Source organism: Micromonospora sp. NPDC051227, assembly GCF_044455385.1.
Lineage (GTDB): Bacteria > Actinomycetota > Actinomycetes > Mycobacteriales > Micromonosporaceae > Micromonospora.
In genome coordinates this window covers 32,935-56,530 of sequence record NZ_JBITET010000010.1, presented here as the reverse complement: position 1 = coordinate 56,530, position 23,596 = coordinate 32,935, and the positions used below count along the sequence as shown (strand labels likewise).

The window sequence follows — 23,596 nt, the reverse complement described above, 5'->3', positions numbered from 1 at the left end:
GTGCCGCCGAAGGTCAGCCGGTCGGCGACAGGGCCCCGCCGGCGACCGCGAAGCTGACCAGGATCGCGCCGGCCAGCGGCACGGCTGTTGCGGCGGTGAGCGCCCGCCGACGGTGCGACCCTGCCATCAGCCCCACGATCAGCAGGCCGAGCGCGAGGTCGATGGCGACGTTCCACCACGCGCCGGAGGAGTAGCCGGGGTCGGTCGCCTTGCCAGCGAACCGAGCCGCCTCCTCGAAGAAGACGGCGGCCGGCAGCGCGACCCCGACCACCTGCCGCCATCCCGCCCCACGGGCCCAGGTCCCGGCGGTGCCGAAGACCACCCCGGCCAGTACGCCGAAGACCATCCAGACCAGCGACGTCGGTGCCCAGAGCACCGCGAGATCGTCGCCCTGCAGGAGCGCCGCCGCGAGGTAGTAACTGGGCACGGCGACGACGAGCAGGACGGCGGCACCGAGCGCGGCGCGCACCCGCCCGGAGCGCACCCAGTATCCGAAGAAGAAGGCGGCTACCGCCCAGGTCGCGGTGGAGTTGCCGAGCTCGGCGACGGGGAACGGCAGCCACTTGATCCAGCAGAAGTCGAGGAAGCCGAGCAGGAAGCCGCCCACCACGACGAAGAGCGCCACCGCTCGGTCACCAGGTCGCATGACGGCAGAGCATACCGAGTATCCCCGGGTCGGTCTGAGCTCCCCCGCGTCGGCATGATCGCTAAGGAACGCCGTTCGGCCGCGGCGGGGCCTTTTCGGCCCCACCGCGACCCCCGCCCGCGCCTGGCACGGTCACGCCGCGGCGGCTACCCGGCCCAGCGGGAACCGCACGCCCGTCAGGTCTTCCGAGACGGCCCAGAGGCGTTGCTGCACTCCCGCGTCGTAGGACTCGGGGCTGGAGGTGACCAGCCTCGGGTAGCCGCGCATCTCACCCAGGCCGTCGGGGCCGTAGTACTGCCCGCCGAGGACGGACGGGTCGGTGGCGGCCCGCAGGGTGGGCAGTGCGCCCGCCGTCGCGGGCTGAGCGATAACCGGGGCGAGCCAGGTGATCGGTCGGCGGACGACCGCCGGGACGTTGCGGGGCAGTTCGGTGTTGGAGATGCCGGGGTGCGCGGCCACCGCGACGGTGGTGCCGTGCGGAGCGAGCCGGCGCTGCAACTCGTAGGTGAACATCAGGTTGGCGAGCTTCGACTGGCCGTAGGCGGCGACCCGGCCGTAGGAACGCTCCCACTGCAGGTCGTCGAAGTGGATGGCGCCGCGGATGCGGTGGCCGACGCTGCTGACCGTGACCACCCGCGAGCCGGGCACGGGCAGCAGCAGGTCGAGCAGCAGGCCGGTGAGCGCGAAGTGGCCCAGGTGGTTGGTGCCGAACTGCATCTCGAAGCCGCCGCGGGTGGTCTGCTTCGGGGTGTACATCACGCCGGCGTTGTTGATCAGCAGGTCGATCCGGGGGTTGGTGGCGCGCAGGCTGGCCGCGGCGGCGCGCACCGATTCCAGCGAGGTCAGATCCAGTTCCTGTACGGAGACGTCGCCGTTGATCCGGGCGGCGGCCAGTTTGCCCTTCGCCGTGTCGCGCACGGCCAGCACGACCGATGCCCCGCGCTCGGCGAGTTGCCGGGCGGTCTCGAAGCCCAGCCCGGTGTTGGCACCGGTGACCACTGCCACCCGGCCGTCCTGGCGCGGAATCTGCTGCTCGGTCCACTTCATCTCAGGCTCCCCAATGTACCGCCGGTAACTTATGCCTGAACGGTAATGTACCGCCGGTACGCTGTCAAGGGACCGCCGGTACCTAAGCTAGGGTTGGCGACATGACGTTCCAGCGGGCGCGCAGCGAGGAGCAGCGTGCGGTCCGGCGCCGGGCCATCCTGGAGACGACCTCGGCGATGCTCGACGAGATGCCGGTGGCCGAGGTGACCCTGAACGAGCTGAGCCGGCGGGTCGGCCTGGCCAAGACGGCGGTGCTGCGCTACTTCGAGTCCCGCGAGGCGATCCTGCTCGACCTGATGGACGACCGGACGACGACCTGGCTGGCCGAGTTGGAGCGGGAGCTGGCCCACGGTGTCGACCTGAGCGGGTCCACGCTGGAACGGGCGGAGCAGACGGCCGACGTACTCAGCCGGTCGCTTGCCGCCCAGACGGTGCTCTGTGATCTCTTCGGCGCGCAGGGCGGGGTGCTTGAGCACAACGTCTCGGTCGAGGTGGCCCGCCGGCACAAGCGGGCCTCGCTGGGCCAGCTCGCGGTGATGGCCGGCCTCGTCCGGCGGCACCTGCCCGAGGTCGGCGACAACGCCGAGATGTTCTGCCTGAACGCCTTGATCATGGCTGGCGCGCTCTCCGCCTACACCTCGCCGCCGCCGAGCCTGCTCGCCGTCTACGAGTCCGAGCCAGCACTCGCGGTCCACCACGTCGACCTGCGGACAGCCCTGCGGCTCGCGATCATCACGTCGCTCGTGGGCATACTGCCGCGCTCCTGAGGCCTCCCCCCGGCCGGGAGATCAACTCGGGTTCCATGAAACCGGGGTGTCCGCCGAGCCGGGACACCCCGGTTTCCGTGAAGGCGAGTGGATCACGCGTGACGCAAGACGGCGCCTGAGGGCGACCTTAAGAAAATTAAGGTCGAGGCTCTTGGAAGTTGAGGATTCTTAAGCTACAAATTTAGGTATGACAGAACAGGCGATGGACTGGCAGGAGCTGACCAGCCTGACCCGGGGGCAGCCGTTCGTCGTCGAGCGGGTGCGCCTGGCGAGCAACGGCGTCGCGATCGAGGGCGAGTTCGAGCTGCCGCAGCTGGCTCAGCTCAACGTCGAGGACCAGGTCTTCGTCACGGCGTTCGTGCGCTGCCACGGTTCGATCAAGGAGATGGAACGCATCTTCGGGGTGAGCTACCCGACGATCAAGTCACGACTCAACCGGATCTCGCAGATGCTCAACTTCGTCGAGACCGACCCGGCGCCCTCGCGAGCCGACATCATCGACCGGTTGCGCCGCGGGGAAATCACCGCACAGCAGGCGTTGGCCGAGCTGGAGGGCCACACGTGATGCCGCAGCTGGTGACCGTCAAGGTCAACCGCCCAGGCCGCCGGCCCCTCCGCTTCTGGGTTCCGGTGCTCCCCGTGGCGCTCCTGCTCTTTCCGGTCCTGGTCCTGGTCGTGCTCGCGGCGATCGTGGCCTGCCTGGTGTTCCGCCTTGGTGTGGTGCGGGCACTCGGCGCCGGCTGGCGCGTCATCTGCGCGCTGCCCGGCGCCCGCTTCGACATCGAGCAGGGCCGCACGGCCGTGTTCGTGGCTATCCGATAGGAGAGGTTCGCATGACCGAACAACGCAAGGACATCCTCGACATGCTGGCCGGCGGCAAGATCACCGCCGAGGAGGCGGAGCAGCTCATCGCCGCCCTCGAACGGGACCAGGCACCGGCGGTGGCAGGCCACGACGCCCGGCCGAAGGGCAAGGTGAAGTACCTGCGGGTGGTGGTGGACGCCACCGACAACGGCGAGCCGTCACGGGTCAACGTGCGGGTGCCACTGCAACTGCTGCGAGCCGGCGTACGGCTGGCGGCGCTGGTCCCGCCGCAGGCCCTGGTCAAGGCCAACGCCTCACTCAGCGACTCGGGTGTGCCGATCGACCTGACGCAGCTCAAGCCCGAGCAGTTGGAGGCGCTCGTGGAGCACCTCGACGACGTGACGGTGGAGGTGGACTCCCCCGATGCCACAGTGCGGGTCTTCTGCGAATAGGCGCCGTCCGATGGGACGGCCCCTCGAGAGGGTGCTGGAACACCCTCCCGAGGCTGCGCCCGCCGCAGCAGAGCACAGGTGAACTGCCAACCTGAAGTCTAGCCACTCACCGGCAACCAGCGGAGGGACCACTCGGACGGGTGGTCCCTCCGCTGCGACAGCCGGAAGACACCACCACCCCTGATGTTGCGCGGATCGTGGGGACGAGAAGACGCGGATCAGCCAGGCGGGGGCGGGCACTCCAGAACCGCGATCGAGTTGCCGGCGAACAGCCCCAGGTGTGGGTGGCCGGAGAAGATCTGGACCGCCTCGTCGTGCGAGCCCGCTTCCACAATGGTGTAGCCGGTCAGAGCGTCGGTGAAGTCCTCGACACCCCGCGCGGTGACCAGCTTCTTCGCGTTCAGCGGAGCGCCGGGGTCGACGATGGCCTTCTCGTTGGCCTGCGCCCACGACGCCCAGGCGTTGATAAATTCGGTCTGCTGCTGTTCGGTGAGCGCGGCCTTGCCGACCTCATCAGCCGCGCCGTTGAAGAGCGCGAGGAACCTGCCCATTCCGGCATCCTATCGCCAGCCTGCTCAGGCCGCCCGAGCCACGATCTCAGGTTGCCCGCCGGTGGCATCATCGATCCGATGAACGTTCGTCGCCTGGCAGCCATCGACATGTACGGCAGCCGAGGAACCACCCGCCGACGGCGGATCATTCTGGCCGAGTTCCTCGTCGGCGTGGTGCTGATGGTGACGTGGGGCTGCTGGCTGCTGGCGTCATCGGACGGCTTCGGCACCCGAGCATTCGGCCTGTGGTTGGTCGGCGCGGGTCTCAACTACGCGCCACTGTCCCTGCACGCGCTCGCACTGATGCGGCCCGGTGCCCTCGACGCCGAGTTGGCCGGCGTCGACACCGACGGGGAACTGCGCCGGTACACAGTGCTTCAGCTCTGGGTCTTCGTGCCGCTCGCACTCGTCGTGTTCGCCATCCGCGACGCACTCGCCCGGCGCAGAACGCGGACGACAGCTCCCTGAGCAACCGCGTAAGCCGGCGAACACTGCAACTGCCTGAAATGGCTCTACGGCCCTCGCGGCGATACGGCACGTGACTGCTCCCCTGCGGCGTCACCGTGGCCTGACGACTGCCGTCCAGCCGCAGATGTCGCTCCCTCTCGTCGCGGTCGACGGACACTCGACCGGGCAGCAGGGGCCGGTCACCGGGTCAGGCCGACCACCGACCACCGCCGCGTGCCGCCGTACCGAATCGTTTATCGGAACCGGCGGCGTCGGTAGGTGATGACCGCGAGGGTCGCGGCGGCGCCGGTGACGGCGAGGACTGGTAAGGGTTTCGTGCGCACCGAGCTGCCGATCCTGGTGGACATGGCGCGAGCGGAGGTGACCACTGACGACTCCGCCTTGCCGGCGGTCTGCGCGCTAGCTTTCGCCGAGCCTTGTATCGCGCCGACGGTGTGCTGTGATTTCTGCCTGACCGACGTGACCCGCTGGGAGGCCTTCTGGCTCACCGTGCGGGCGAGCTGCGTCGCTCTGGTCTTCGCCGACTGCCCGGCCTCGGTGACCCGCCCTCGGAGTCCGCCGACGGCGGTAGTGGCTTTGGTGCGTGCACGGGTTTTGACGTCGGTCTTGGCGGTCAGTGCGGCTACGGTCTCGCCGAGTTCCGCGCGGGTCTGCTGAATGTCCCGGCGGGTCTGGTCGCCGTTTCCGGATGGCGTGCTCATGGCTGCCTCCGACCCGCTGCGCCACGTATCGTCTCGGCGTCGGCTCGTACACTGTCCATGGTGGCTGCGGGCGTGGCGGGCATGGCCTGGCTGACCTGCTTCTTACCGCGTTGGGCTGCGATGGCGGCGGCGATGGCCAGGATCACGGTGACGATCAGGGTGGCCAGAGCGTCGGGCATGATCGCGGCCAGGAGCACCACGACTGTGGCGACGGCGGTCCCGCCGGCGAAAATGCCGAGTATCGCGCCGCCGCCGAGCAGTCCCGCGCCGGCGCCCGCGCGTTTGCCCTTGGCGGTCATCTCCGCCCGTGCCATCGTCAGCTCGTCGCGCACCAGGCGGGTGATCTGATCGGTGGCGCGCTGCACCAACTCTGCGACCGGCGTGTCAACAGACGCGGCGCCGGGCTTCCCGCTAGGCCGTTCTGACATCAGTACTCTCATCTCTCTCGCACACCGCAGTGGTCCCGGGGCTGCCCGGGTCAGCCGTGCTGCGCCGCGGGCGTGCTCACGGGTCCCTGAGGCGAGGCGTCGAAACGCCCGCCGAGCGGCGGGGCGATGCTCTCGTCGAGCTGCCCAGCGACATCACCTCTCGTGGAGTCACCATCCTGCCGGGCACGTCGCAGCGTGAGCATGCCCGCCGCTCCGGTCAGCGTCCCGGCCGCGAAGGCGAGGATGAGTGCTTGCCTCGCCGTGGACTTTCTCTTACGTGCCATGACTACCCCCTGAATCCAACGTGGCTGCATAGTGCTGATTGTCGGACTCGACGGACGAAGCCCGCAGGCAATCGGCAGACTTACACGAGGACGAGCACTGCTCGCGTATCAGTCGCCGGTTTCCTCTTGCGAAGACGCGGCTGTGCGGAAGACTGGGGCATCAGCGGGGGTGCTTGTCCGATCCCTGTCGGACCACAGACGAAGTGCGCGAGCGCCTGGTCATGGCTGACGGCGGAGCCGGCGAGCTGATCGGCGTGGCTGACAAGGGGTGGCGACGTTGAGTGATACGGATCTTGGCGCCCGCAGCGACCGGGGTAGTGAGTACGCCGACCTTTCCCGCCTGGTCCGAGGCGCGGGCCTCCTCGACCGACGACCCCGCCGCTACGCGGCGCGGGCGACGGTGCTGCTGGCTTGTCTCGTGGTGTTGGGCGTGGTGTTCGTGCGGCTCGGGTCGTCGTGGTGGCAGACGGCCACCGCAGCCGGCGTCGCTGTGCTCCTGGCGCAGCTGGCGTTTCTCGGTCACGACGCCGGGCATCGGCAAATCTTCCGCTCCCGCCGGGCGAACGACGTGGTCGGCCTGGTGTGCGCCAACCTGGTGACCGGAATCAGTTACGGGTGGTGGGTCGACAAGCACAACCGCCACCATGCGAATCCGAACACCGAAGGCCGCGACCCCGACATCGTCGTGGCTCCGCTGTCCTTCACCCCGGGTCAGGCTGCGGCGCAGCGCGGCCTGGGGGCGCTGTTCGTCCGGCACCAGGCGGCGCTGTTCTTTCCCCTGCTGCTGGCGGAGGGTCTGCATCTGCACGCCGCCAGCGTCCGGGCGGTCGTCCGCGGCGGCGGACTCAGGCGTCGACGAACCGAGGCCGGCCTGCTCGTCCTGCATTTCGCCGGCTACCTCGGGGCCGTGTTCCTGGTCCTGAGCGTTCCGCAGGCGATCGTGTTCATCCTGGTCAACCAGGCCCTCTTCGGGCTCTACCTGGGCAGCTCCTTCGCCCCGAACCACAAGGGCATGCCCATCCTGAGCGAGGCCGACGACCTCGACTACCTACGTCGACAGGTCCTCACCTCCCGCAACGTGCGCGGCGGCCCGTTCCTCGACGCACTACTCGGTGGGCTCAACTACCAGATCGAACACCACCTCTTCCCCAGCATGCCCCGACCGAACCTGCGCCACGCCCAGCCGCTGATCCGCCAGTTCTGCGCGGAACACGACATCGCCTACCACGAAACGACCCTCATCCAGTCCTGGGCGCAGGGGCTGGCACACCTACGTGCAGTGGGCGCCGCATCGACCCGACCGGGCAACGGCTGAGACTGGTTGGTCACCGGTCGCTGCGGCGGCCAGGGAAAACCGGTCGGGGCGGTGCGCTCAGGCCGGTCAGCGCGTGAGGCCGACCAGCGTCGCCAGTCGCGCCACGCCGGCCGGCGCCGGGTTCGCGCGGGCAACATCGGCGATCACGGTACGCGCCAACGGCCGGCACCGAACCTCAGCCGGCGCGACACTGTCCGCGTCCACCAGCGCACGCGCTGCCCCGCGCAGGTCACCCACCTGGAGGTATGCCCGCGCGACGTCGACTAGGTAGGCGCCCCGGTGCTCAGCCGGCAACCGCCGCCACGTCTCCCGCCGCACGATCGTCGAGTGCCTTTGTAGCGCCGCGTCGGCGTCACCCCGCTGGGCCGCCACCAGCACCCGCGCCAGCTCGACGACCACCGGCCCGAAGCTGGTGTGGTGCGTGTCGTCGTACCCCCGAAGGTTTGCGGCGACGCCCGCGGCCCGGTCGATCAACTCGTCGGCGCGTCGGTGCTCGCCGCAGCCGGCAGCGGCCAGTGCGGCCTGCACCAGCAGCGCCCCACCCACGGCCCTCCCCCAGCGATCGCCCTCGCTCTCGTGATCAAGAGGTTTGCGGCAAGTTTGATCTCCAAAAGCGCCGCAAACCTCTTGATCACCAGCGCGGGTTGACTGTGGAAGGACGCGGTTGGCGGCGGGGAGCAACGCGGCCAGGGCCAGGCGGTCGCGGTCCTGGGCGCGGAGCGCCTGGCCCACCGAGATGGTCGCGGTCGCCGCGAGCAGCGGGTTGTCGCCGGCGGCGGCCATCGCCCGGTCGGCGGCCAGCCAGGCGAGGTCGGCCTCGCCGAGCTTCACCAGCAACGACGAGGTGATCCGGTAAGCCTGCACCAGCAGCTCTGCCGACCGCGCGCCCTGGGCGGCGTCGAGCAGACCCGGCAACACCCGCACCAACTGCCCGTAGTGCGCATGCTGGTAGGTCAACCAGGCATGCCCGACCTGCCTTCTCAGCTCGTCCGTCTGCGGTGGAGCCTGCGGGATGTCGTAGCGGGCGAGCGCGGCCCGGATGTCGTCCACCCCGTCCGGCGTACCCGCCGGGGTGCTCCGCGGCTGGCCGAGCAGCACCTCCGGGTCGACCCGCAGGACGTGGGCCAGTTCCTGGATCAGCGAGTACCGGTCCAGGGTGCGGGCGCCCCTCTCGATCTTGTCCACCCAGCTCTTAGACCTGCGCAACCGGTCGGCGAGCATCTGCTGCGTCATCGACCGCCGCACCCGCCAGCTCGCCACGCGGCGGCCGATCGGGATGTCATCGCTGGTCACGCCGCCACCGCCGGTCCGGGACCGCGCGGGTCGTATCATCCACGGGTACGCGCTCCGCCTCAGCCTGAGCGAGGAGACGCTGTTTGGCAGCCTCCCGCTCGGCGGCCTCACCCTTGTTCTCCAGACCGTTGTCGTCCTGCCCGCTCATCCCCGCCTCCTCCGGTGGAGGCCCAGCAGCTCAGGATCGATCGTTGCCGCGCTGGGCCATCAGGACGTGCTCACGTCCCAAACCGGACAGTAGGGCTGATTGGTGATGCAGTGATTACTGGCAGTTATGCGGCCAGATTGATGCCGATACGGCCGGCGAGCAAGCGCAACTCGTCGGGGATGGCGCGGCGCTGGGCGCGCTGGGCCAGGGTCACCACGGCATCGCGGGCAAGGGGGTTAATGGCGAACGGGATGGGCGCTGCCCGCTCGGCCTGCACGAATGCGGCTAGCGCCTCGACGTCACGGCGACCGCCGTCCGCCAAGGCACGTCCGAGGTCGAGCCAGTAGGACTGTTGGCGGATGGACGCTGCGAGCACCTGCGGTCGGACCGTCCGAGACAACTCAATGACCCGGCCGGAATCGCCCTGTTCGGCCGCGATGGACATCTCCCACAGCCCGACATTGGTTGGCCCGAACCCACAGCCGTTGAACCCGGCCCCGTCGAGCGGATCCCCAAGCGTTGCCGCCTCACGGGCTGCCTCGGCAAGGTGATCGCGAGCTACGTCCAAACGACCGCTCACCGTTGACGTCAACGCGGCTGAGAGATGGAGCTGTCCGAGCATCTGTCGCACCCGCTCGTCGGCGGCGTCGGCCTGAAGCTCAATCAGTGACCGGTCGGCGGCGCGGGCCGCGACCGGTGCGGATTCGATCGGCAGGCTCTGCGCATAGGCGAAACGGGAGGCCGCGATCCAGGCCGGGTCTTCGGTGTCTTCGGCGACCGCCCCAGCGAGTCGGGCGGCGTTAAGGGCCAGATGACGGTAGCCAAGGTTCCGCAGGCAGGTGGCGGCTTGGTAGGCGACCTGGACGAGCGCTTTGCCACCTACGGCGGCGGCTTCAAGCAGGAGAGTGGGCAGCATACGAGCCATCGCCGGGTAGCTGCACGAGGTGCGAAGCTGCTCAGCGCGGGCGATCTCGGCCGCCAGGCGATCGGCCGCGTAGGTCGACGGACGGCGCTCGCCGTCCTCGATTTCTATCAGAGCCGACCAGATCGCCGGCACGCACTCGGCGGCGCTCTCGCGGGCCGGATCACCGGACTCGGCACCCTGACCGAGCAGGTCAGCGACCGTGACCTGGAGTGCGGCAGCAAGAGCGACCAGTGTGGAGCGACGGTCGATGGTCTTGCGACCCGACTCGACCTGCGACACGTACGACTGAGTAACGCCAGCCAGCCCGGCAAGGACGGCCTGAGTCATCCCGCCACGACGCAGCCGCCAGTACTTGATCCTGGCACCGATGGTGTCCGGCCTAATCACCATGCCTCCACCACTCCCAGCTAGAGGACCGGGGTAGCGGCCACGCCCCCACCCCTGCACCTGTTGGACGTTACACCGGCCAACCGTTGTAGTGCTGACGCTGATGCTGCGGGCCTAGACGAGCCCGCCGGCTGTACACGCTCGCCACGATCGCCGCCCGCTACTGGCGTCCCAACAAATCGTTCGCTCCATGACAGCGAGTTGGTGCGGCCGCAGTCCGCAGTAGACGGAGGGTAGGTTCGATGCAATACAGAATCAGGCAGAGACTTGGAAGCCCACCATCGCATCTATCAGGTCATGCACTAGCTCTACGCCCGCTCGACCAGACACTGCGAAAGCAATATCATCGAAGCTGCAACTAAATAGGCGTGCTCGGCGGGGGTTGAAGAGGCTGATTTCTTCCACTTCTAGTCCGGACGCGTACCTCATCGCACTGTAAATCAAAATTTGGCGAAGATCCGTCCCTCGAAAGGGGCGCACAACCGTCTTGACCTCTACGAGGTGATTCGAATCCGCCATGTCGCCATAGGCTGAGTTCACGACCCCGCACCCAGGTACACGGTAGAAGAAGGTCGGATCGGTCATGGTTTGCGCCAAGGTTAGAAGGTTCTGCTGAATCAGCGAGACCTCGAGTCTTTCCGACTGGGACAGCGGCAAATCTCCGAATTGCCCGCGCGGCAGTAACGATACCAAGCTGGCGGCCGCTCGTTCCGCCTCAACGTCGTCTTCACCTAGAGGTGCCCCGACAGCGGCGCGGCGAAAGGCAGTCTCTGCAATAACGGCGCTCCTGTAACCGTCATGGGTTACGTGCACCGGCACCCCTAGCTGCAATTCGTTTTCGTTGATCCACCGCACCACTTGCTCCATCATAGGAGCATGCCGACGCCATATCGAACCCTGCAGCGAAAACCGGCGGACGGAAATCATACCGGGATCGACCATCCCGAGATATTGGTGCGCTCGGCTGCCCACTTTTGAACTACATCATCAAAAGAACCGGGCTCGGGCCTGTTCGCGCGCCGCCAGTGACTACCTTCGTCACCCAACGCATAACTGGCGACTCTGAAAGCTCGCTTCACCCAGGCATGATCTGTACCGAAGTAGTTCTTCCTGTCGCTAACCCAATACCCAACGTTCCACTTCGCGAGCGCAAGCAGGATATCCCTTTGGATGTTCGGGGCGGATTCCATGCTATAGCCATGGCGTGCGCCGTAAATGCGAATCAGCATCCGCTCATTCGGCCTACTCGGGCTCGCCGCAAGAACTCTGACGATATAGGCCAGATTCAGGTCGTTCTTCGCGATATAATGCTCATCCTCAACTAATCCCCTAACCGTGGCCTGGATCCCGTCGGCGGCAGCTCTATCGTCTAATTGATCGAGGCACTGGCGCACCGCCAGCATGACCTGGGGAATCACTGGAGCGAGCGTCTCGACGTTCTCCAGAAGCGAGACAACGGCTTGAACCCTGCTTTCCTCGTCCATGTACTGGAGAGCGCCTACAAGTTTTCTCGTCAGGCTTACATGAATTCGGCCTTTGGTAATCTCGTCTCGCAGCAAACTCAATATATCGAACTCGGATATTTGGGCCATCATCCGCTCGTAGTCATCGACTGCCGTCGTGGAATAAGGGTCGAAATGGAGTCGAAGGCCAAGAAATTTGCCAGCTGTACCTGGATCACCCTGCTGTTGCGATTCTGTGATCATCTGATACTCGGCGGCCGTCATAATCCGGGTTTTAGCTTTTTGGAGAGAGAGCCCCCCATTTCGCATCAACTTCTCGGAAAGCATGCCGATGCAGCGGTGAGCCGATTGCAGATCATTTACAAAGAAGCGGTAGTCGTCGGCATACCGACAGAATTCGCCCGCGTGAGCCTCGGCCAATAGAAGCCGATCGACCTGATTGAGAACCAATTCTGAAAGCAATCTCGCTGCATTGCCTCCGACTGGTAACCCGTAAGAACTCCCGCCGCTCAACTTGGTGAGAATTGCGATGATTTGCTTGGAACGTTCCTTACTCGGATTGTCGACGCTGTGGAGAGCGTTCTCGAGTCGGTGATGGTATATTCGTGAGTAGAAATCCGCAATGTCGACACTTACCACATACGCGTGCCGAAGGGCGAGTTCGTTACACCTCTCTTGGAACCCCTTCCACCCGTCGAGCTTGAACATACCTTTGCTCGGGTCAGATTCGTACCTGTAGGAGAATACTGTTTGCTCATCCGGACCGATTCGGGATTCCTCGATTTCCGGAGCAAGACTTTCCACGATTCCGAGGAGGTAAGCGTTCCATAGCGGATCAATTTGCGTAGCCCACCTGTAACCCGCGTAACCGACAGGGGCTAAAGATGAATGGCTGGTTATAGGCGTACGAGAGAGGCTTCCGTCGAAATCCTGGGACATAACCTGCAAAAGGTCAACAATCTCATCTTGACGATCGTGAAAAACATGATTCTCGAACGGGAAGGGAAAGACATCCGTATCGCCTTTGGTGGCTACATTCGCGACAGCTCGCTCGAAGGACGATCGTTGAATCAGCGGCATTTGAACCTCAAGCATCTTCTCTACGGGATCGGCAAAGCTAACCCGATCCACCGAAAACTTCAAGCTGAAGATTGCGCTTGAGTCCCTACCCTGTCCGCTTTGACCGCCTTTTGCGCAATCGACCGTTAGGTCTCTGTTGCTTAACAGCCGATTTGTAGGTCAGCGTATACAGCTGTTCCTGTCCGATCCCAGAAATAGCCGCCACAGGCTCTCGACGAGCGAAGCGAAGCATCTGCAGTAGCGGCGACGAGGATGTCACGAACCTTGGGTTAGATTCCGTGACCGCCATTGGTCAGGCCGCTTAAGGTGAGCAAGGCGCCTCACAACGCCACGATCGCCGCAGTCTCCGCCGGCAACTGGATGCGGTCCCGCATCACCGTGACCCCCTCCCCCGTAGCCAGCAGCACCCGCCGAGCCACCCCAGGCAGCGACACTCCCTGCCCCCGCCCAGCGAAGTTGGCCACAACCAGCGTGTCCCCCCGCCGCATCACCAAGAACTGGTCCCCGTGCTGCACAGACACTGCGGACAACCGAGGATCAGAGAGATCAGGACGAGACCGCCGCAGCCCAATCAACCGCTGGTAGAACGACAACATCGATGCATGCTCAGGCTTGTCCAGCTCCGCCCAGTCCAACCGCGAGCGCACGAACGTCTCCGGGTCCTGCGGATCGGGCACGTCCCCCTCCGGCCACCCGTGCGAAGCGAACTCCCGCCGCCGCCCGGTCCGCACCGCAGAGGCCAACTCCGGCTCCGGGTGCGAGGTGAAGAACTGCCAAGGCGTGGAAGCAGCCCACTCCTCCCCCATGAACAACATCGGAGTGAACGGCGCGGTCAGCAGCAGCACAGCGCCAACCCGCAGCAGGGACGGAGACAACGAAGCGGAGATCCGATCCCCGGTAGCCCGGTTCCCGATCTGATCATGGTTCTGCAAATAAGCAACGAGCCGATGCCCAGGCACCCGCGAATCCAGGGGCCGCCCATGGTGCCGGTTCCGGAAGCTCGACCAGGTCCCCGCGTGGAAGAACCCACCCGTCAGCACGTCCGACAGCGTCTCCAGGGACCCGAAGTCCCCGTAATACCCCTGCCGCTCACCAGTGAGAAGAGTGTGCAGCGCGTGGTGCGCGTCGTCGTTCCACTGGGCGTGCAGCCCGAACCCGCCAGCCTCCCGAGGGGTGATCATCCGCGGGTCGTTGAGGTCGGATTCCGCGATCAAAGACAACGGCCGCCCCAGGTGCGTCGACAGCGACTCCACCTCGATGGCCAGCTCTTCCAGCAGCGGCACCGCCCGGGTGTCCGGCAACGCGTGCACGGCATCCAGGCGTAGCCCGTCGACGTGGTAGTCGCGCAGCCACATGAGGACGCTGTCGATGATGTAGCGGCGTACCTCGTCGGAGTGCGGGCCGTCCAGGTTGACCGAGCGGCCCCAGCTGTTGCTCTGCTCGGCGAGGTAGGGGCCGAACCGCGGCGCGTAGGCCCCGGAGGGCCCGAAATGGTTGTAGACAACGTCGAGGATCACCCCCAGCCCCTTGGCGTGGGCGGCGTCGACGAACCGTTTCAGACCGTCGGGGCCGCCGTAGGGCTCATGCGGGGCGTACCAGCAGACGCCGTCGTACCCCCAGTTGTGTTCGCCGTTGAAGGCGTTGACCGGGAGCAGCTCGATCAGGTCGACGCCCAGGTTCACCAGGTGGTCGAGGCGGTCGATGGCCGCGTCGAAGGTGCCTTCCGGGGTGAAGGTGCCGATGTGCAGCTCGTAGAGGATGCTGCCGGGCAGCTGCCGGCCCGTCCACGAGGAATCAGTCCACTGGAACGCAAGGTGGTCGTAGCGGCGGCTCGGCCCGTGCACTCCCGCAGGCTGCCACGGTGACCGGGGGTCGGGCAGCGCGGTTTCGTCGTCGTTCAGCAGAAAGGAGTAGTCGAGGCCGGCGTCGGGCACCTCGACCTGCCACCAGCCGTCAGCGGCGGCGCGCATCTCGTGGTCGGTGTCGCCGGGCAGGCGCAGCCGCACCCGCGTCGCGTCCGGTGCCCAGACGGTGAATTCGGTCATGAAGCGGCCTCCGCGTCATTGGTGGGAGGAGCCAGCAGAGCGACGGGGTAGTCGGCCAGGAGATTGTCCAGCGGCGTCTCTCCGCCACTGTAGACCCGGCCGGTGAACAGGTCCTTCATCTCGTGAACGGGAAGTGACAGGGCTGTGTCACACCACCCGCCGGCGCGTGCCAGGCCCAGCGGCAGCCGGGTCGCAACGGCGATCACGCCGCCCCGATCGAAGGCCACCACGTGCCGGCCCACTGGCCCGTGCGCCGGCACCGGCCGATAGGTGGTGAACAGCTCCGGGTGCGCCCGCCGCAACCGCAGGGTCCGCGACACGACGAGCAGCTTCGCCGCGCCGTCGGTGTCGATCGGGGGACGCCAGCCGCCGTCGATGCGTGCCAGCAACTCTCGGCGTACGTCGAAGTCGACCGGGCGGCGGTTGTCCGGGTCGACGAGGGAGTTGTCCCACAGCTCGGTGCCCTGGTAGGTGTCCGGCACCCCGGGCATGGTGAGTTGGATCAGCTTCTGCCCGAGCGAGTTGCACCAGCCGGCCGGGGCGATGGCGGCGGCGAGTTCGGTCAGCTCGTCGTGCAGGCTCGGGTCGTCGTACATCAGGTCGACCACGGCGTGCACTGCCTGTTCGAAGGCCGGGTCGGGGTCCGCCCAACTGGTCGAGGCCCCGGCCTCCCGGGCGGCCTTCTCGACGTACGCGTGCAGCCGTTCCCGTTCGATCGGCCACGCGCCGACGGCGGTCTGCCAGAGCAGGTGGGCGAAGGCCGGGTCGGGCAGCGGGGCGTACTCCATCCAGGTCTTGACCTGCTCGGCCCAGCGGCCCGGCAGTTCGCTGAGCACGGCGAGCCGGGCGCGGACGTCCTCGCCGCGTTTGGTGTCGTGGGTGGAGAGGGTGGTCATGCTGGCGGGCCAGCGGACCTGCTGGGCGGTGGCGAAGCGGTGGAACTCCGCCGGCGGCACCCCGAAGTGGGCGGGGTTGTCGCCGACCTCGTTGAGCGCCACGAACCGGCTCCAGCGGTAGAACGCGGTGTCCTCGACACCCTTGGCCATCACGGCACCGGTGAGCTGTGGGAACCGTTGGGCCAGCTCGTCGTCGGGGTCGCGCAGCCGACGGGTGACCGCGTCCAGTGCGCCGGCCAGGTCGGGGCGGCGGCGGCCGGCCTCGGAGCGGGCGGCGGCGAGGTGCCGGGCGCCGTGCGGCGGGTAGCCGCGGTAGACGGCGAACGCGGCGGCCAGCTCGGCGAGGGCCGCGCGGGCCTGCTCGGTGGGCACCTCGGGGGCGAGGGCGGCCAGCCGGGTCAGCTCGGCGGCGAGCAGTTGGGTGGCGGCGGCCAGTTTGGTGGTGTGGGTCAGGTCCTCCCAGGAGGTGTGCTGCCCGGTCAGGCGGTTGTCCAGCGCGGTGAAGTCACCCTCGGCGTCGGTGTCGACGAAGAGCCCGCCGACTGCGGCCAGGGCGTCGTAGCCGGTGGTGCCGTCCACCGGCCAGTCCGGCAGCTCCTCGCCGTACTCCAGGATCTTCTCCACCACGAGCCAGGCGTCCGGCGCGGCCTCCCGCAGCCGGGTCAGGTAGCCGGCCGGGTCGCGCAGCCCGTCCGGGTGGTCGACGCGGATGCCGTCGACCTCCCCGGCGGCGGCCCAACGCAGGATCAGCTCGTGGGTGGCGGCGAACACCGCCGGGTCCTCCACGCGCAGACCTGCCAGGCCCGCGATGGCGAAGAACCGGCGGTACGTCAGCTCGGCGTCACCGCGCCGCCAGGAAACCAACTCGTAGTGCTGCCGGTCGTGCACCTCCCGGGCGCTGCCGTCGCCGGTGCCGTCGGCGACCGGAAAGCGGTGCTCGTGGTAGCGCAGCTCCCCGTCGACCACCTTGAGGTCGTCGAGGGCGGCCGGGTCGTCGGCGAGCACCGGCAGCAGCAGCCGGCCCCGGTCCCAGTCGATGTCGAACCAGTCGGCGTACGACGAGTCGCGCCCCCGGCGCAGCACGTCCCACCAGGGCGGGTTGGCGGCCGGTACGGCGACCCCGGCGTGGTTGGGCACGATGTCGACGACCAGGCCGAGTTGCTTGTCGCGCAGCGCGCGCAGCAGCCGCTGCCGGGCGGCCTCCCCGCCCAGCTCCGGGCTCACGGCCCGGTGGTCGACCACGTCGTAGCCGTGCTGGGAGCCGGGGGTGGCGGTCAGCAGCGGGGCGCTGTAGAGGTGGCTGACGCCGAGGTCGTCCAGGTAGTCGACGATCGCGGCGGTGGCGTCCAGGTCGAACCCGGGGCGGACCTGCACGCGGTAGGTGGCCTTCGGAGGGGTGGCCGGCATGTCAGATCATCCTCTCCAACACGACGAGGGAGCGGTCCGGCACCCGGATGGTGCCGCCCGCGCTGATCACCGTGGCGTCGTCCGGCTCGGGGTCGGCGGTGCTGATCACCCGTTCCCACTTCTGGCCGTACTCGCTGCCGGGCATGGTGAAGTCCAGCGGTGCGTCGTGGGCGTTGAAGCAGAGCAGGAACGACGCGTCGTGGTGCTTCTGGCCGTACTGGCCGCGCTCGCGGATGCCCTCGCCGTTGACGAAGAGCGCCACCGAGCGGCCGAAGTCGTTGCCCCAGTCCTCGCCGGTCATCTCCCGCCCGTCCGGGGTGTGCCAGGCCAGGTCGGGCAGCGGCTCGTCGATGCCGCGCCCGTTCACCGGCAGGCCGGTGAAGAACCGGCGGCGGCGGAACACCTGATGCCGCTTGCGGAAGTCGGTGAGCGTCTGCACGAACTCCAGCAGCTGCTCGTCGACGTTGTCCCAGTCGACCCAGGCCAGCTCGCTGTCCTGGCAGTAGACGTTGTTGTTGCCGCGCTGGGTGCGGCCCAGCTCATCACCGTGACCGATCATCGGCACGCCCTGCGACAGCATCACTGTGGCCAGGAAGTTACGCCGCTGCTTGGCCCGCAGGGCGAGGACCGCCTCGTCGTCGGTGTCGCCCTCAACGCCGCAGTTCCAGGACCGGTTGTGGCTCTCGCCGTCCCGGTTCTCCTCACCGTTGGCCTCGTTGTGCTTGTCGTTGTACGACACCAGGTCGTTGAGGGTGAACCCGTCGTGCACTGTGACGAAGTTGATGCTGTGGAACGGTCGGCGGCCGTCGTCCTGGTAGAGGTCGGCGGAGCCGGAGATCCGGGACGCGAACTCGGCGAGGGTGGCCGGCTCACCGCGCCAGAAGTCCCGCACTGTGTCGCGGTACTTGCCGTTCCACTCCGTCCACAGCGGCGGGAAGTTGCCCACCTGGTAACCGCCGGGGCCGACGTCCCACGGTTCGGCGATCAACTTCACCCGGCTGACCACCGGGTCCTGCTGCACCACCTCGAAGAAGGTGGACAGCCGGTCCACCTCGTAGAACTCGCGCGCCAGGGTGGCCGCCAGGTCGAACCGGAAGCCGTCGACGTGCATCTCGGTCACCCAGTAGCGCAACGAATCCATGATCAGTTGCAGTGAGTGCGGGCTGCGCACGTTGAGGCTGTTGCCGGTGCCGGTGTAGTCGACGAAGTAGCGGCGGTCCTCCTCGCTGAGCCGGTAGTAGCTCGGCGCGTCCACGCCCTTGAAGCTCAACGTCGGCCCGAGGTGGTTGCCCTCGGCGGTGTGGTTGTAGACCACGTCGAGGATGACCTCGATGCCGGCGGCGTGCAGCGCCTTCACCATGCCCCGGAACTCCTGCACCTGCTGCCCGGTCCGGCCCAGCGCCGAGTAGCCGTGGTGCGGGGCGAAGAAGCCGATGGTGTTGTAGCCCCAGTAGTTGCGCAGCCCCAGGTCGACGAGGCGGTTGTCGTGGATGAACTGGTGCACCGGCATCAGCTCGATCGCCGTCACCCCGAGCCGGGTCAGATAGTCGATCATCGGCGGGGAGGCGATGCCCGCGTACGTGCCGCGCAGCTCCTCCGGGATGTCCGGGTGGCGCATGGTCAGCCCGCGCACGTGCGCCTCGTAGATCACCGAGTGGTGGTAAGGGGTGCGCGGCGGCTTGTCGTTGCCCCAGTCGAAGTACGGGTTGACCACCACCGACTTCGGCATGAACGGCGCCGAGTCGGTCTCGTTCATCCGCTCCGGCTCGTCCAGGTCGTAGTCGTAGACCGCCGGGTCCCACTGGACGTCACCGTCGATGGCCTTGGCGTACGGGTCGATCAGCAGCTTGTGCGGGTTGCAGCGCAACCCGTTCGCCTGGTCGTACGGGCCGTGCACCCGGTAGCCGTAGCGCTGGCCCGGCTCGATGCCCGGCAGGTACGCGTGCCACACGTACGCGTCGACCTCGCGCAGCTCGACGCGGCGCTCCGCGCCGGTGTCCCACTCGTCGAAGAGGCACAGCTCGATCCGCTCGGCCACCTCGGAGAAGATGGCGAAGTTGGTGCCCATCCCGTCGTAGGTGGCGCCCAGGGGGTACCGCTCGCCCGGCCAGACCTGCATGTCGCTCCTTCAACCCATGGTCATGTGCGCACCGGCCGAGATCGCCCGCGCGCACGCAGGTAGTGCCCCCGGCCCGGGCGCGCCAATCCATCCTTCCAGGCGCTGCCCGGAAAACACCTGTCTGATGCGCGCTACGCCCCTCAGGTGTCCTCCGTCACGATGACCCTTTTGAGGGTGCGTTCTTGGGCTCGATGGACTTTCCTTGATCGGGGACAAGCGTCCGCGCGTGCCCGCCAGGCCCTCGGCCACCCCTTACACCTCTCGCTCCGCCGCCACCGACGCCGGCGCGTACCACCATGCATGGACGGAGATTGATGTGACGACCCTGCGGGTCGACGAGCAGCTCGCTGCCACCAAGGACCGGGCCCACCGGCCCACACTGACCTCCCGGCCCCAGCTGCCGACCCAGCCCGGTCTTCCCGCGCAGTCCGGCCTGTCGGCGCAGCCCGGCACGCCAGTGCCGGCGCAGTCCGGCCCCGGGGTGCCCCCGCAGACCCGTCGCATCCTCATGCTGTCCTGGGAGTACCCGCCGGTGCTCGTCGGCGGTCTCGGTCGACACGTGCACGCGTTGTCCGTCGCTCTCGCCGCCGCCGGCCACGAGGTCACCGTCGTCACCCGCCACTCCGAGGGCGCACCGCTGGAGGAGTACGCCGACGGCGTGCGCATCCTGCGCGCCCCCGAGGACCCGGTGGCCTTCCCGCTCGCCACCGGCTCGCTGCTGGCCTGGACCATGGCCTTCAACCACACCCTCACCCGCACCGCGCTGCGCGCCACCCAGGCCGGCTCGTACGACGTCATCCACGCCCACGACTGGCTCGTCGCGCACACCGCGATGACGTTGCGCGACCACCTGGACATCCCGCTGGTCAGCACGATCCACGCCACCGAGGCCGGCCGGCACCAGGGCTGGCTGCCGGAGGAGATGAACCGCACCATCCACGGCGTCGAGCAGTGGCTCAGCAGCGAGTCCAACCGGGTGATCGTCTGCTCCGGGTACATGCGCGACGAGGTGAACGCGCTCTTCGGCGTACCGGCCGGGCGGGTCGACGTGGTCGCCAACGGCGTGGAGCCGCACCGCTGGCGGGTGCCCGCGCGTGCCGTGGCCGCCGCCCGCGCCCGCTTCGCCGGTAACGGCCCGCTGGTCACCTTCGCCGGCCGCCTGGTGTACGAGAAGGGCGTCCAGCACCTGATCGCCGCGCTCCCCCGGCTGCGCGAGCGGCACCCCGGGCTGCGTGCCGTGATCGCCGGCGACGGCCCGTACCGCGCCGAGTTGGAGGCCGAGGTGCACCGCCGCGGCCTGGGCGGCATGGTCACCATGCCGGGCTTCCTCGGCGGCACCGACCTGCCGGCGCTGATGGCCGCGTCCGACTGCTTCGCCGTGCCGAGCATCTACGAGCCGTTCGGCATGGTGGCCCTGGAGGGCGCCGCGGCCGGCGCTCCCCTGGCCGTCGCCGCCACCGGTGGCCTCGGCGAGATCGTCGAGCCGGGCGTCACCGGGATGACTTTCCGCCCGCACGACCCGGACAGCCTCACCGACGCGGTGGACGCGCTGCTGTCGGACCCCGACCGTTCCCGCGTCATGGCCCGCCGCGCCCGCCGGATGGTCCACGACCAGTACGGTTGGGCCGCGATCGCCCAGCGCACCGCCGCCAGCTACGCCGCCGCCATCCACCACGACGCCGCGTTCACCGCCGAGCGCGCCGAGCAGCGGATGTCGCAGGGTCGGGCCCTCCCGGCGCTACCCGAGGGCAACCTGCTCGCCGCCGCCGGCCTGCGCTGACGGTCCGCCGGCGCGGGCTCGGGCTGGACTCGACCTGACCCGGCTCGGTCCGGTGGCTCGGGCCCCGATCCGGCTCGACCTGACCCGGCACGGGCGGGGCGCGGTTGATCGACTCGGTTTTGTTGAAGTCGGGGTGTCCCGGTGCTGGGGACCCCGCGACTTCCGGAAAGCCGAGTCGATCATGTTGTGGCGAGCGTGCCGGACAGCTCCGCGCTGAGCGCCGGTGCGCCGGGCGAGTAGCTCGCCGCCGGGCAGCTCAATCTCGGGCCGTCGGGCCGGGACCGCGCAGCCCGGCGCTGGTCGGCCGGGGCTGTCAGAATGTGCGGATGTCTCGTCCTGTCGACGCCCTGGATGCCAGCTTTCCGATCGCCGCCTCGATCGCGCTGGACCTGATCCGACGCCTCGAGGTGACCGAGCAGTGGTCGAGCCCGAGCGCGCTGCCACACCTGTCGGTGGGTGGGCTGGCGTGTCACCTGGGGCGTCAGGCGGTACGCGCCGCGGAGCTGCTGCCCGCCCCGAGCGATCTGCCCACCCTGGAGTCGGCCGACAACCACTACGAGCGGGCCGCCTGGGTCACCGAGGGTTCCCCGGACAAGGCCTCCGTCGCTGCCGGCCCCGACGAGGCCGACGCCGTACGCGGGCCGGCCGACCTGCACGCCCGTTCCGCCCAGGCGCTGGAAGAGGTCGGCGACCTGCTCTCCCGGGGCGCCGCCCGCGACGTCGTGCCGATCCCGTGGCAGGGCTGGGCCCTTCCGCGCGGCGAGTTCCTGCTCACCCGTCAGCTGGAGATCGTGGTCCACTCCGACGACCTCGCGGTGAGCATCGGCGTGCCCACACCGGAGTTCCCGGCGGACGTCTTCGACCCCGTACGCGACCTGCTGGTTCGCCTGGCCGTGCGTCGCAACGGTCAGTCCGCGCTGATCAGCGCACTGAGTCGCAGCGAGCGAGCCCGGAACATCTCCGCCTTCTGACCGCCCGCCCCGTCGCCGCCCACCCGGGGCCCGCCGCCCCGCCCTTGATCGACTCGGCTTCCTGAAAGTCGGGGTGTCCCGGCACGAGCAACACCGCGCCTTCAAGGAACCCGAGTCGATCAAGAGGGGACGGGGCGACCCGACCGGGAGAACGCCGCAGGCCGCCGACCCGGAGGGGTCGACGGCCTGCTGGCGAAGCGAGGAGCGGGTCAGCGCTCGCCGAAGGGGACGTAGTCCCGCTCGGCGGAGCCGACGTAGACCTGCCGCGGACGGCCGATCTTGGTCTCCGGGTCGCTGATCATCTCGCGCCACTGGGCGATCCAGCCGGGGAGCCGGCCGAGCGCGAAGAGCACCGTGAACATCTTGGTCGGGAAACCCATGGCCTTGTAGATCAGGCCGGTGTAGAAGTCCACGTTCGGGTAGAGCCGCCGGGAGACGAAGAAGTCGTCGGCGAGGGCGATCTCCTCCAGCTCCATGGCGATGTCCAGCAGCGGGTCAGGCTTGGCCATCCGGCCCAGCACGTCCTGCGCGGCCTTCTTGACAATCGCCGCCCGCGGGTCGTAGTTCTTGTAGACCCGGTGGCCGAAGCCCATCAGCTTGACGCCGTCCTGCTTGTCCTTGACCTTGCGGACGAAGGACCGGACGTCGCCGTCGCCGGCGTGGATCTGCTGGAGCATCTCCAGCACCGCCTGGTTGGCACCACCGTGCAGGGGGCCGAACAGCGCGTTCACGCCAGCCGAGACCGAGGCGAACAGGTTGGCGTTGCTGGAACCGACCAGGCGGACGGTCGACGTGGAGCAGTTCTGCTCGTGGTCGGCGTGTAGGACGAAGAGCATGTCCAGCACCTTCGACATCACCGGGTCGACCACGTACGGCTCCGCCGGCACGCCGAACGTCATCCGCAGCAGGTTGTCCACGTACCCCAGCGAGTTGTCCGGGTACAGCAGCGGCTGACCGATGGACTTCTTGTACGCGTACGAGGCGATGGTGGGGACCTTCGCCATCAGCCGGACCGTGGAGATCTCCACGTGCTCGGAGTCGAACGGGTCCAGGCTGTCCTGGTAGAAGGTGGAGAGGGCGCTCACCGCGGACGAGAGCACCGCCATCGGGTGGGCGTCCCGGGGGAAGCCGTCGAAGAAGCGGCGCATCTCCTCGTGCAGCAGCGAGTGCCGCCGAATCCACTCGGTGAACTCGGTCAGCTGCTGCTCGGTCGGCAGCTCACCGTAGATGAGCAGGTAGGAGACCTCCAGGAAGGAGGACTTCTCGGCCAGCTGCTCGATCGGGTACCCCCGGTAACGCAGGATGCCCGCGTCGCCGTCGATGTAGGTGATCGCGGATGAGGCAGCGGCGGTGTTGACGAAACCGGGGTCGTACGTCGTCATCCCGGTTTCCTTCAGCAGCTTGCTCACCCCGATACCGGCGGGGCCCTCGACCGCAGGATGCACCGGCATCGACAGCTGCCCACCGGGGTGATCGAGCTTGACTTCCGTCATGTGGTTCCTCGCTTCGCCGGCAGATCTACGTTGAATTGCCTTCGCTTCTACCGTAATTGCGGCTCAGGGGACAACGCCCGCCGTGGTTCGGCGGTGAGGTATGCGTCACCCGATTCCCGACCGGGC

23 protein-coding genes are annotated in these 23,596 nt (G+C 68.1%); 8 read left to right on the top strand and 15 right to left on the bottom strand.

Annotated elements, in window-relative coordinates; translation table 11 throughout:
• Positions 1-13: 13 nt before the first annotated feature.
• Together ACIA47_RS23125 and ACIA47_RS23120 are read right to left on the bottom strand one after the other, a co-directional pair.
• On the bottom strand, positions 14-646 hold the full coding sequence (locus ACIA47_RS23125; RefSeq protein WP_396710581.1) for a DUF6518 family protein: 633 nt from the start codon (positions 644-646) through the stop codon (positions 14-16).
• 132 nt (positions 647-778) lie between these two features.
• Positions 779-1,693 (bottom strand): SDR family NAD(P)-dependent oxidoreductase, encoded by a 915-nt coding sequence (locus tag ACIA47_RS23120; RefSeq protein WP_396710578.1) that lies wholly within the window; start codon positions 1,691-1,693, stop codon positions 779-781.
• Between the two features lie 101 nt (positions 1,694-1,794).
• On the opposite strand from ACIA47_RS23120, the gene ACIA47_RS23115 reads away from it, so the two are divergent.
• The 4 genes from ACIA47_RS23115 (at position 1,795) to ACIA47_RS23100 (ending at position 3,716) form a co-directional block, all read left to right on the top strand.
• Positions 1,795-2,460, top strand: a complete 666-nt coding sequence (locus ACIA47_RS23115) for a TetR/AcrR family transcriptional regulator (RefSeq protein ID WP_203118425.1) — start codon at positions 1,795-1,797, stop codon at positions 2,458-2,460.
• A gap of 187 nt (positions 2,461-2,647) precedes the next feature.
• A complete protein-coding gene (locus ACIA47_RS23110) occupies positions 2,648-3,025 on the top strand; it encodes a DUF2089 domain-containing protein (RefSeq protein WP_203118423.1) in 378 nt (125 codons plus the stop codon).
• A complete protein-coding gene (locus ACIA47_RS23105) occupies positions 3,025-3,282 on the top strand; it encodes a hypothetical protein (protein WP_203118421.1) in 258 nt (85 codons plus the stop codon). The genes ACIA47_RS23110 and ACIA47_RS23105 overlap by 1 nt, the downstream gene beginning before the upstream one ends.
• Before the next feature lie 11 nt (positions 3,283-3,293).
• Positions 3,294-3,716, top strand: a complete 423-nt coding sequence (locus ACIA47_RS23100; protein ID WP_203118419.1) for an SHOCT-like domain-containing protein — start codon at positions 3,294-3,296, stop codon at positions 3,714-3,716.
• Positions 3,717-3,934: 218 nt separating this feature from the next.
• Here the strand turns inward: ACIA47_RS23100 and ACIA47_RS23095 are convergent, their stop codons facing one another.
• Complete coding sequence (locus ACIA47_RS23095; RefSeq protein ID WP_203118417.1) at positions 3,935-4,267, bottom strand: hypothetical protein; 333 nt, start codon at positions 4,265-4,267, stop codon at positions 3,935-3,937.
• A 78-nt stretch (positions 4,268-4,345) separates the two neighbouring features.
• On the opposite strand from ACIA47_RS23095, the gene ACIA47_RS23090 reads away from it, so the two are divergent.
• Positions 4,346-4,735 (top strand): hypothetical protein, encoded by a 390-nt coding sequence (locus ACIA47_RS23090; protein ID WP_396710574.1) that lies wholly within the window; start codon positions 4,346-4,348, stop codon positions 4,733-4,735.
• 233 nt (positions 4,736-4,968) lie between these two features.
• Here the strand turns inward: ACIA47_RS23090 and ACIA47_RS23085 are convergent, their stop codons facing one another.
• The 3 genes from ACIA47_RS23085 to ACIA47_RS23075 are packed head-to-tail and all read right to left on the bottom strand — an operon-like array spanning position 4,969 to position 6,148.
• The gene (locus tag ACIA47_RS23085) at positions 4,969-5,436 is read right to left on the bottom strand and encodes a DUF3618 domain-containing protein (protein WP_396710571.1); all 468 of its coding nucleotides are present in this window, start codon (positions 5,434-5,436) and stop codon (positions 4,969-4,971) included.
• Entirely contained in the window at positions 5,433-5,864 is a 432-nt protein-coding gene (locus ACIA47_RS23080; protein ID WP_203118410.1) for a phage holin family protein, read from the bottom strand. The genes ACIA47_RS23085 and ACIA47_RS23080 overlap by 4 nt, the downstream gene beginning before the upstream one ends.
• A gap of 50 nt (positions 5,865-5,914) precedes the next feature.
• On the bottom strand, positions 5,915-6,148 hold the full coding sequence (locus ACIA47_RS23075; protein WP_396710569.1) for a hypothetical protein: 234 nt from the start codon (positions 6,146-6,148) through the stop codon (positions 5,915-5,917).
• 277 nt (positions 6,149-6,425) lie between these two features.
• On the opposite strand from ACIA47_RS23075, the gene ACIA47_RS23070 reads away from it, so the two are divergent.
• Positions 6,426-7,463: a fatty acid desaturase family protein gene (locus ACIA47_RS23070; RefSeq protein WP_396710567.1), complete on the top strand. Its 1,038-nt coding sequence runs from the start codon at positions 6,426-6,428 to the stop codon at positions 7,461-7,463.
• 66 nt (positions 7,464-7,529) lie between these two features.
• Here the strand turns inward: ACIA47_RS23070 and ACIA47_RS23065 are convergent, their stop codons facing one another.
• The 8 genes from ACIA47_RS23065 to glgX form a co-directional block, all read right to left on the bottom strand.
• Positions 7,530-8,795, bottom strand: coding sequence for a helix-turn-helix domain-containing protein (locus ACIA47_RS23065; RefSeq protein ID WP_396710565.1), 1,266 nt, complete (start codon positions 8,793-8,795; stop codon positions 7,530-7,532).
• On the bottom strand, positions 8,743-8,904 hold the full coding sequence (locus ACIA47_RS23060) for a hypothetical protein (protein WP_396710562.1): 162 nt from the start codon (positions 8,902-8,904) through the stop codon (positions 8,743-8,745). The genes ACIA47_RS23065 and ACIA47_RS23060 overlap by 53 nt, the downstream gene beginning before the upstream one ends.
• Before the next feature lie 124 nt (positions 8,905-9,028).
• On the bottom strand, positions 9,029-10,219 hold the full coding sequence (locus ACIA47_RS23055; RefSeq protein WP_396710560.1) for a helix-turn-helix domain-containing protein: 1,191 nt from the start codon (positions 10,217-10,219) through the stop codon (positions 9,029-9,031).
• Positions 10,220-10,471: 252 nt separating this feature from the next.
• Positions 10,472-11,083, bottom strand: coding sequence for a hypothetical protein (locus ACIA47_RS23050; protein ID WP_396710558.1), 612 nt, complete (start codon positions 11,081-11,083; stop codon positions 10,472-10,474).
• Positions 11,084-11,139: 56 nt separating this feature from the next.
• Entirely contained in the window at positions 11,140-12,822 is a 1,683-nt protein-coding gene (locus ACIA47_RS23045; RefSeq protein WP_396710556.1) for an RNA-directed DNA polymerase, read from the bottom strand.
• A 257-nt stretch (positions 12,823-13,079) separates the two neighbouring features.
• Positions 13,080-14,804, bottom strand: a complete 1,725-nt coding sequence (treZ, locus tag ACIA47_RS23040) for a malto-oligosyltrehalose trehalohydrolase (protein WP_396710554.1) — start codon at positions 14,802-14,804, stop codon at positions 13,080-13,082.
• On the bottom strand, positions 14,801-17,107 hold the full coding sequence (gene treY, locus ACIA47_RS23035; protein WP_396710552.1) for a malto-oligosyltrehalose synthase: 2,307 nt from the start codon (positions 17,105-17,107) through the stop codon (positions 14,801-14,803). The genes treZ and treY overlap by 4 nt, the downstream gene beginning before the upstream one ends.
• A gap of 1 nt (position 17,108) precedes the next feature.
• On the bottom strand, positions 17,109-19,226 hold the full coding sequence (gene glgX / locus ACIA47_RS23030; protein ID WP_203118363.1) for a glycogen debranching protein GlgX: 2,118 nt from the start codon (positions 19,224-19,226) through the stop codon (positions 17,109-17,111).
• 316 nt (positions 19,227-19,542) lie between these two features.
• Between glgX and ACIA47_RS23025 the strand changes: the two genes are divergently transcribed.
• Positions 19,543-21,006, top strand: a complete 1,464-nt coding sequence (locus tag ACIA47_RS23025; protein ID WP_396710550.1) for a glycosyltransferase family 4 protein — start codon at positions 19,543-19,545, stop codon at positions 21,004-21,006.
• 326 nt (positions 21,007-21,332) lie between these two features.
• Positions 21,333-21,977 carry a maleylpyruvate isomerase N-terminal domain-containing protein gene (locus ACIA47_RS23020; RefSeq protein WP_396710548.1) on the top strand — a complete coding sequence of 215 codons (645 nt, stop codon included), beginning with the start codon at positions 21,333-21,335 and terminating at the stop codon, positions 21,975-21,977.
• A gap of 209 nt (positions 21,978-22,186) precedes the next feature.
• On the opposite strand, the gene ACIA47_RS23015 is transcribed toward ACIA47_RS23020, so the two are convergent.
• Positions 22,187-23,470 (bottom strand): citrate synthase, encoded by a 1,284-nt coding sequence (locus tag ACIA47_RS23015; RefSeq protein WP_366334457.1) that lies wholly within the window; start codon positions 23,468-23,470, stop codon positions 22,187-22,189.
• Positions 23,471-23,596 lie beyond the last annotated feature (126 nt).

Coding starts and splice junctions, on each gene's coding strand:
- ACIA47_RS23060 (WP_396710562.1), bottom strand. CDS start 8,904: ATGAGCGGGCAGGACGACAACGGTCTGGAGAACAAGGGTGAGGCCGCC.
- treZ (WP_396710554.1), bottom strand. CDS start 14,804: ATGACCGAATTCACCGTCTGGGCACCGGACGCGACGCGGGTGCGGCTG.
- ACIA47_RS23120 (WP_396710578.1), bottom strand. CDS start 1,693: ATGAAGTGGACCGAGCAGCAGATTCCGCGCCAGGACGGCCGGGTGGCA.
- ACIA47_RS23105 (WP_203118421.1), top strand. CDS start 3,025: ATGCCGCAGCTGGTGACCGTCAAGGTCAACCGCCCAGGCCGCCGGCCC.
- ACIA47_RS23125 (WP_396710581.1), bottom strand. CDS start 646: ATGCGACCTGGTGACCGAGCGGTGGCGCTCTTCGTCGTGGTGGGCGGC.
- ACIA47_RS23100 (WP_203118419.1), top strand. CDS start 3,294: ATGACCGAACAACGCAAGGACATCCTCGACATGCTGGCCGGCGGCAAG.
- ACIA47_RS23075 (WP_396710569.1), bottom strand. CDS start 6,148: ATGGCACGTAAGAGAAAGTCCACGGCGAGGCAAGCACTCATCCTCGCC.
- ACIA47_RS23115 (WP_203118425.1), top strand. CDS start 1,795: ATGACGTTCCAGCGGGCGCGCAGCGAGGAGCAGCGTGCGGTCCGGCGC.
- ACIA47_RS23095 (WP_203118417.1), bottom strand. CDS start 4,267: ATGGGCAGGTTCCTCGCGCTCTTCAACGGCGCGGCTGATGAGGTCGGC.
- glgX (WP_203118363.1), bottom strand. CDS start 19,226: ATGCAGGTCTGGCCGGGCGAGCGGTACCCCCTGGGCGCCACCTACGAC.
- ACIA47_RS23020 (WP_396710548.1), top strand. CDS start 21,333: ATGTCTCGTCCTGTCGACGCCCTGGATGCCAGCTTTCCGATCGCCGCC.
- treY (WP_396710552.1), bottom strand. CDS start 17,107: ATGCCGGCCACCCCTCCGAAGGCCACCTACCGCGTGCAGGTCCGCCCC.
- ACIA47_RS23090 (WP_396710574.1), top strand. CDS start 4,346: ATGAACGTTCGTCGCCTGGCAGCCATCGACATGTACGGCAGCCGAGGA.
- ACIA47_RS23085 (WP_396710571.1), bottom strand. CDS start 5,436: ATGAGCACGCCATCCGGAAACGGCGACCAGACCCGCCGGGACATTCAG.
- ACIA47_RS23065 (WP_396710565.1), bottom strand. CDS start 8,795: ATGATACGACCCGCGCGGTCCCGGACCGGCGGTGGCGGCGTGACCAGC.
- ACIA47_RS23080 (WP_203118410.1), bottom strand. CDS start 5,864: ATGTCAGAACGGCCTAGCGGGAAGCCCGGCGCCGCGTCTGTTGACACG.
- ACIA47_RS23050 (WP_396710558.1), bottom strand. CDS start 11,083: ATGGAGCAAGTGGTGCGGTGGATCAACGAAAACGAATTGCAGCTAGGG.
- ACIA47_RS23110 (WP_203118423.1), top strand. CDS start 2,648: ATGACAGAACAGGCGATGGACTGGCAGGAGCTGACCAGCCTGACCCGG.
- ACIA47_RS23055 (WP_396710560.1), bottom strand. CDS start 10,219: ATGGTGATTAGGCCGGACACCATCGGTGCCAGGATCAAGTACTGGCGG.
- ACIA47_RS23015 (WP_366334457.1), bottom strand. CDS start 23,470: ATGACGGAAGTCAAGCTCGATCACCCCGGTGGGCAGCTGTCGATGCCG.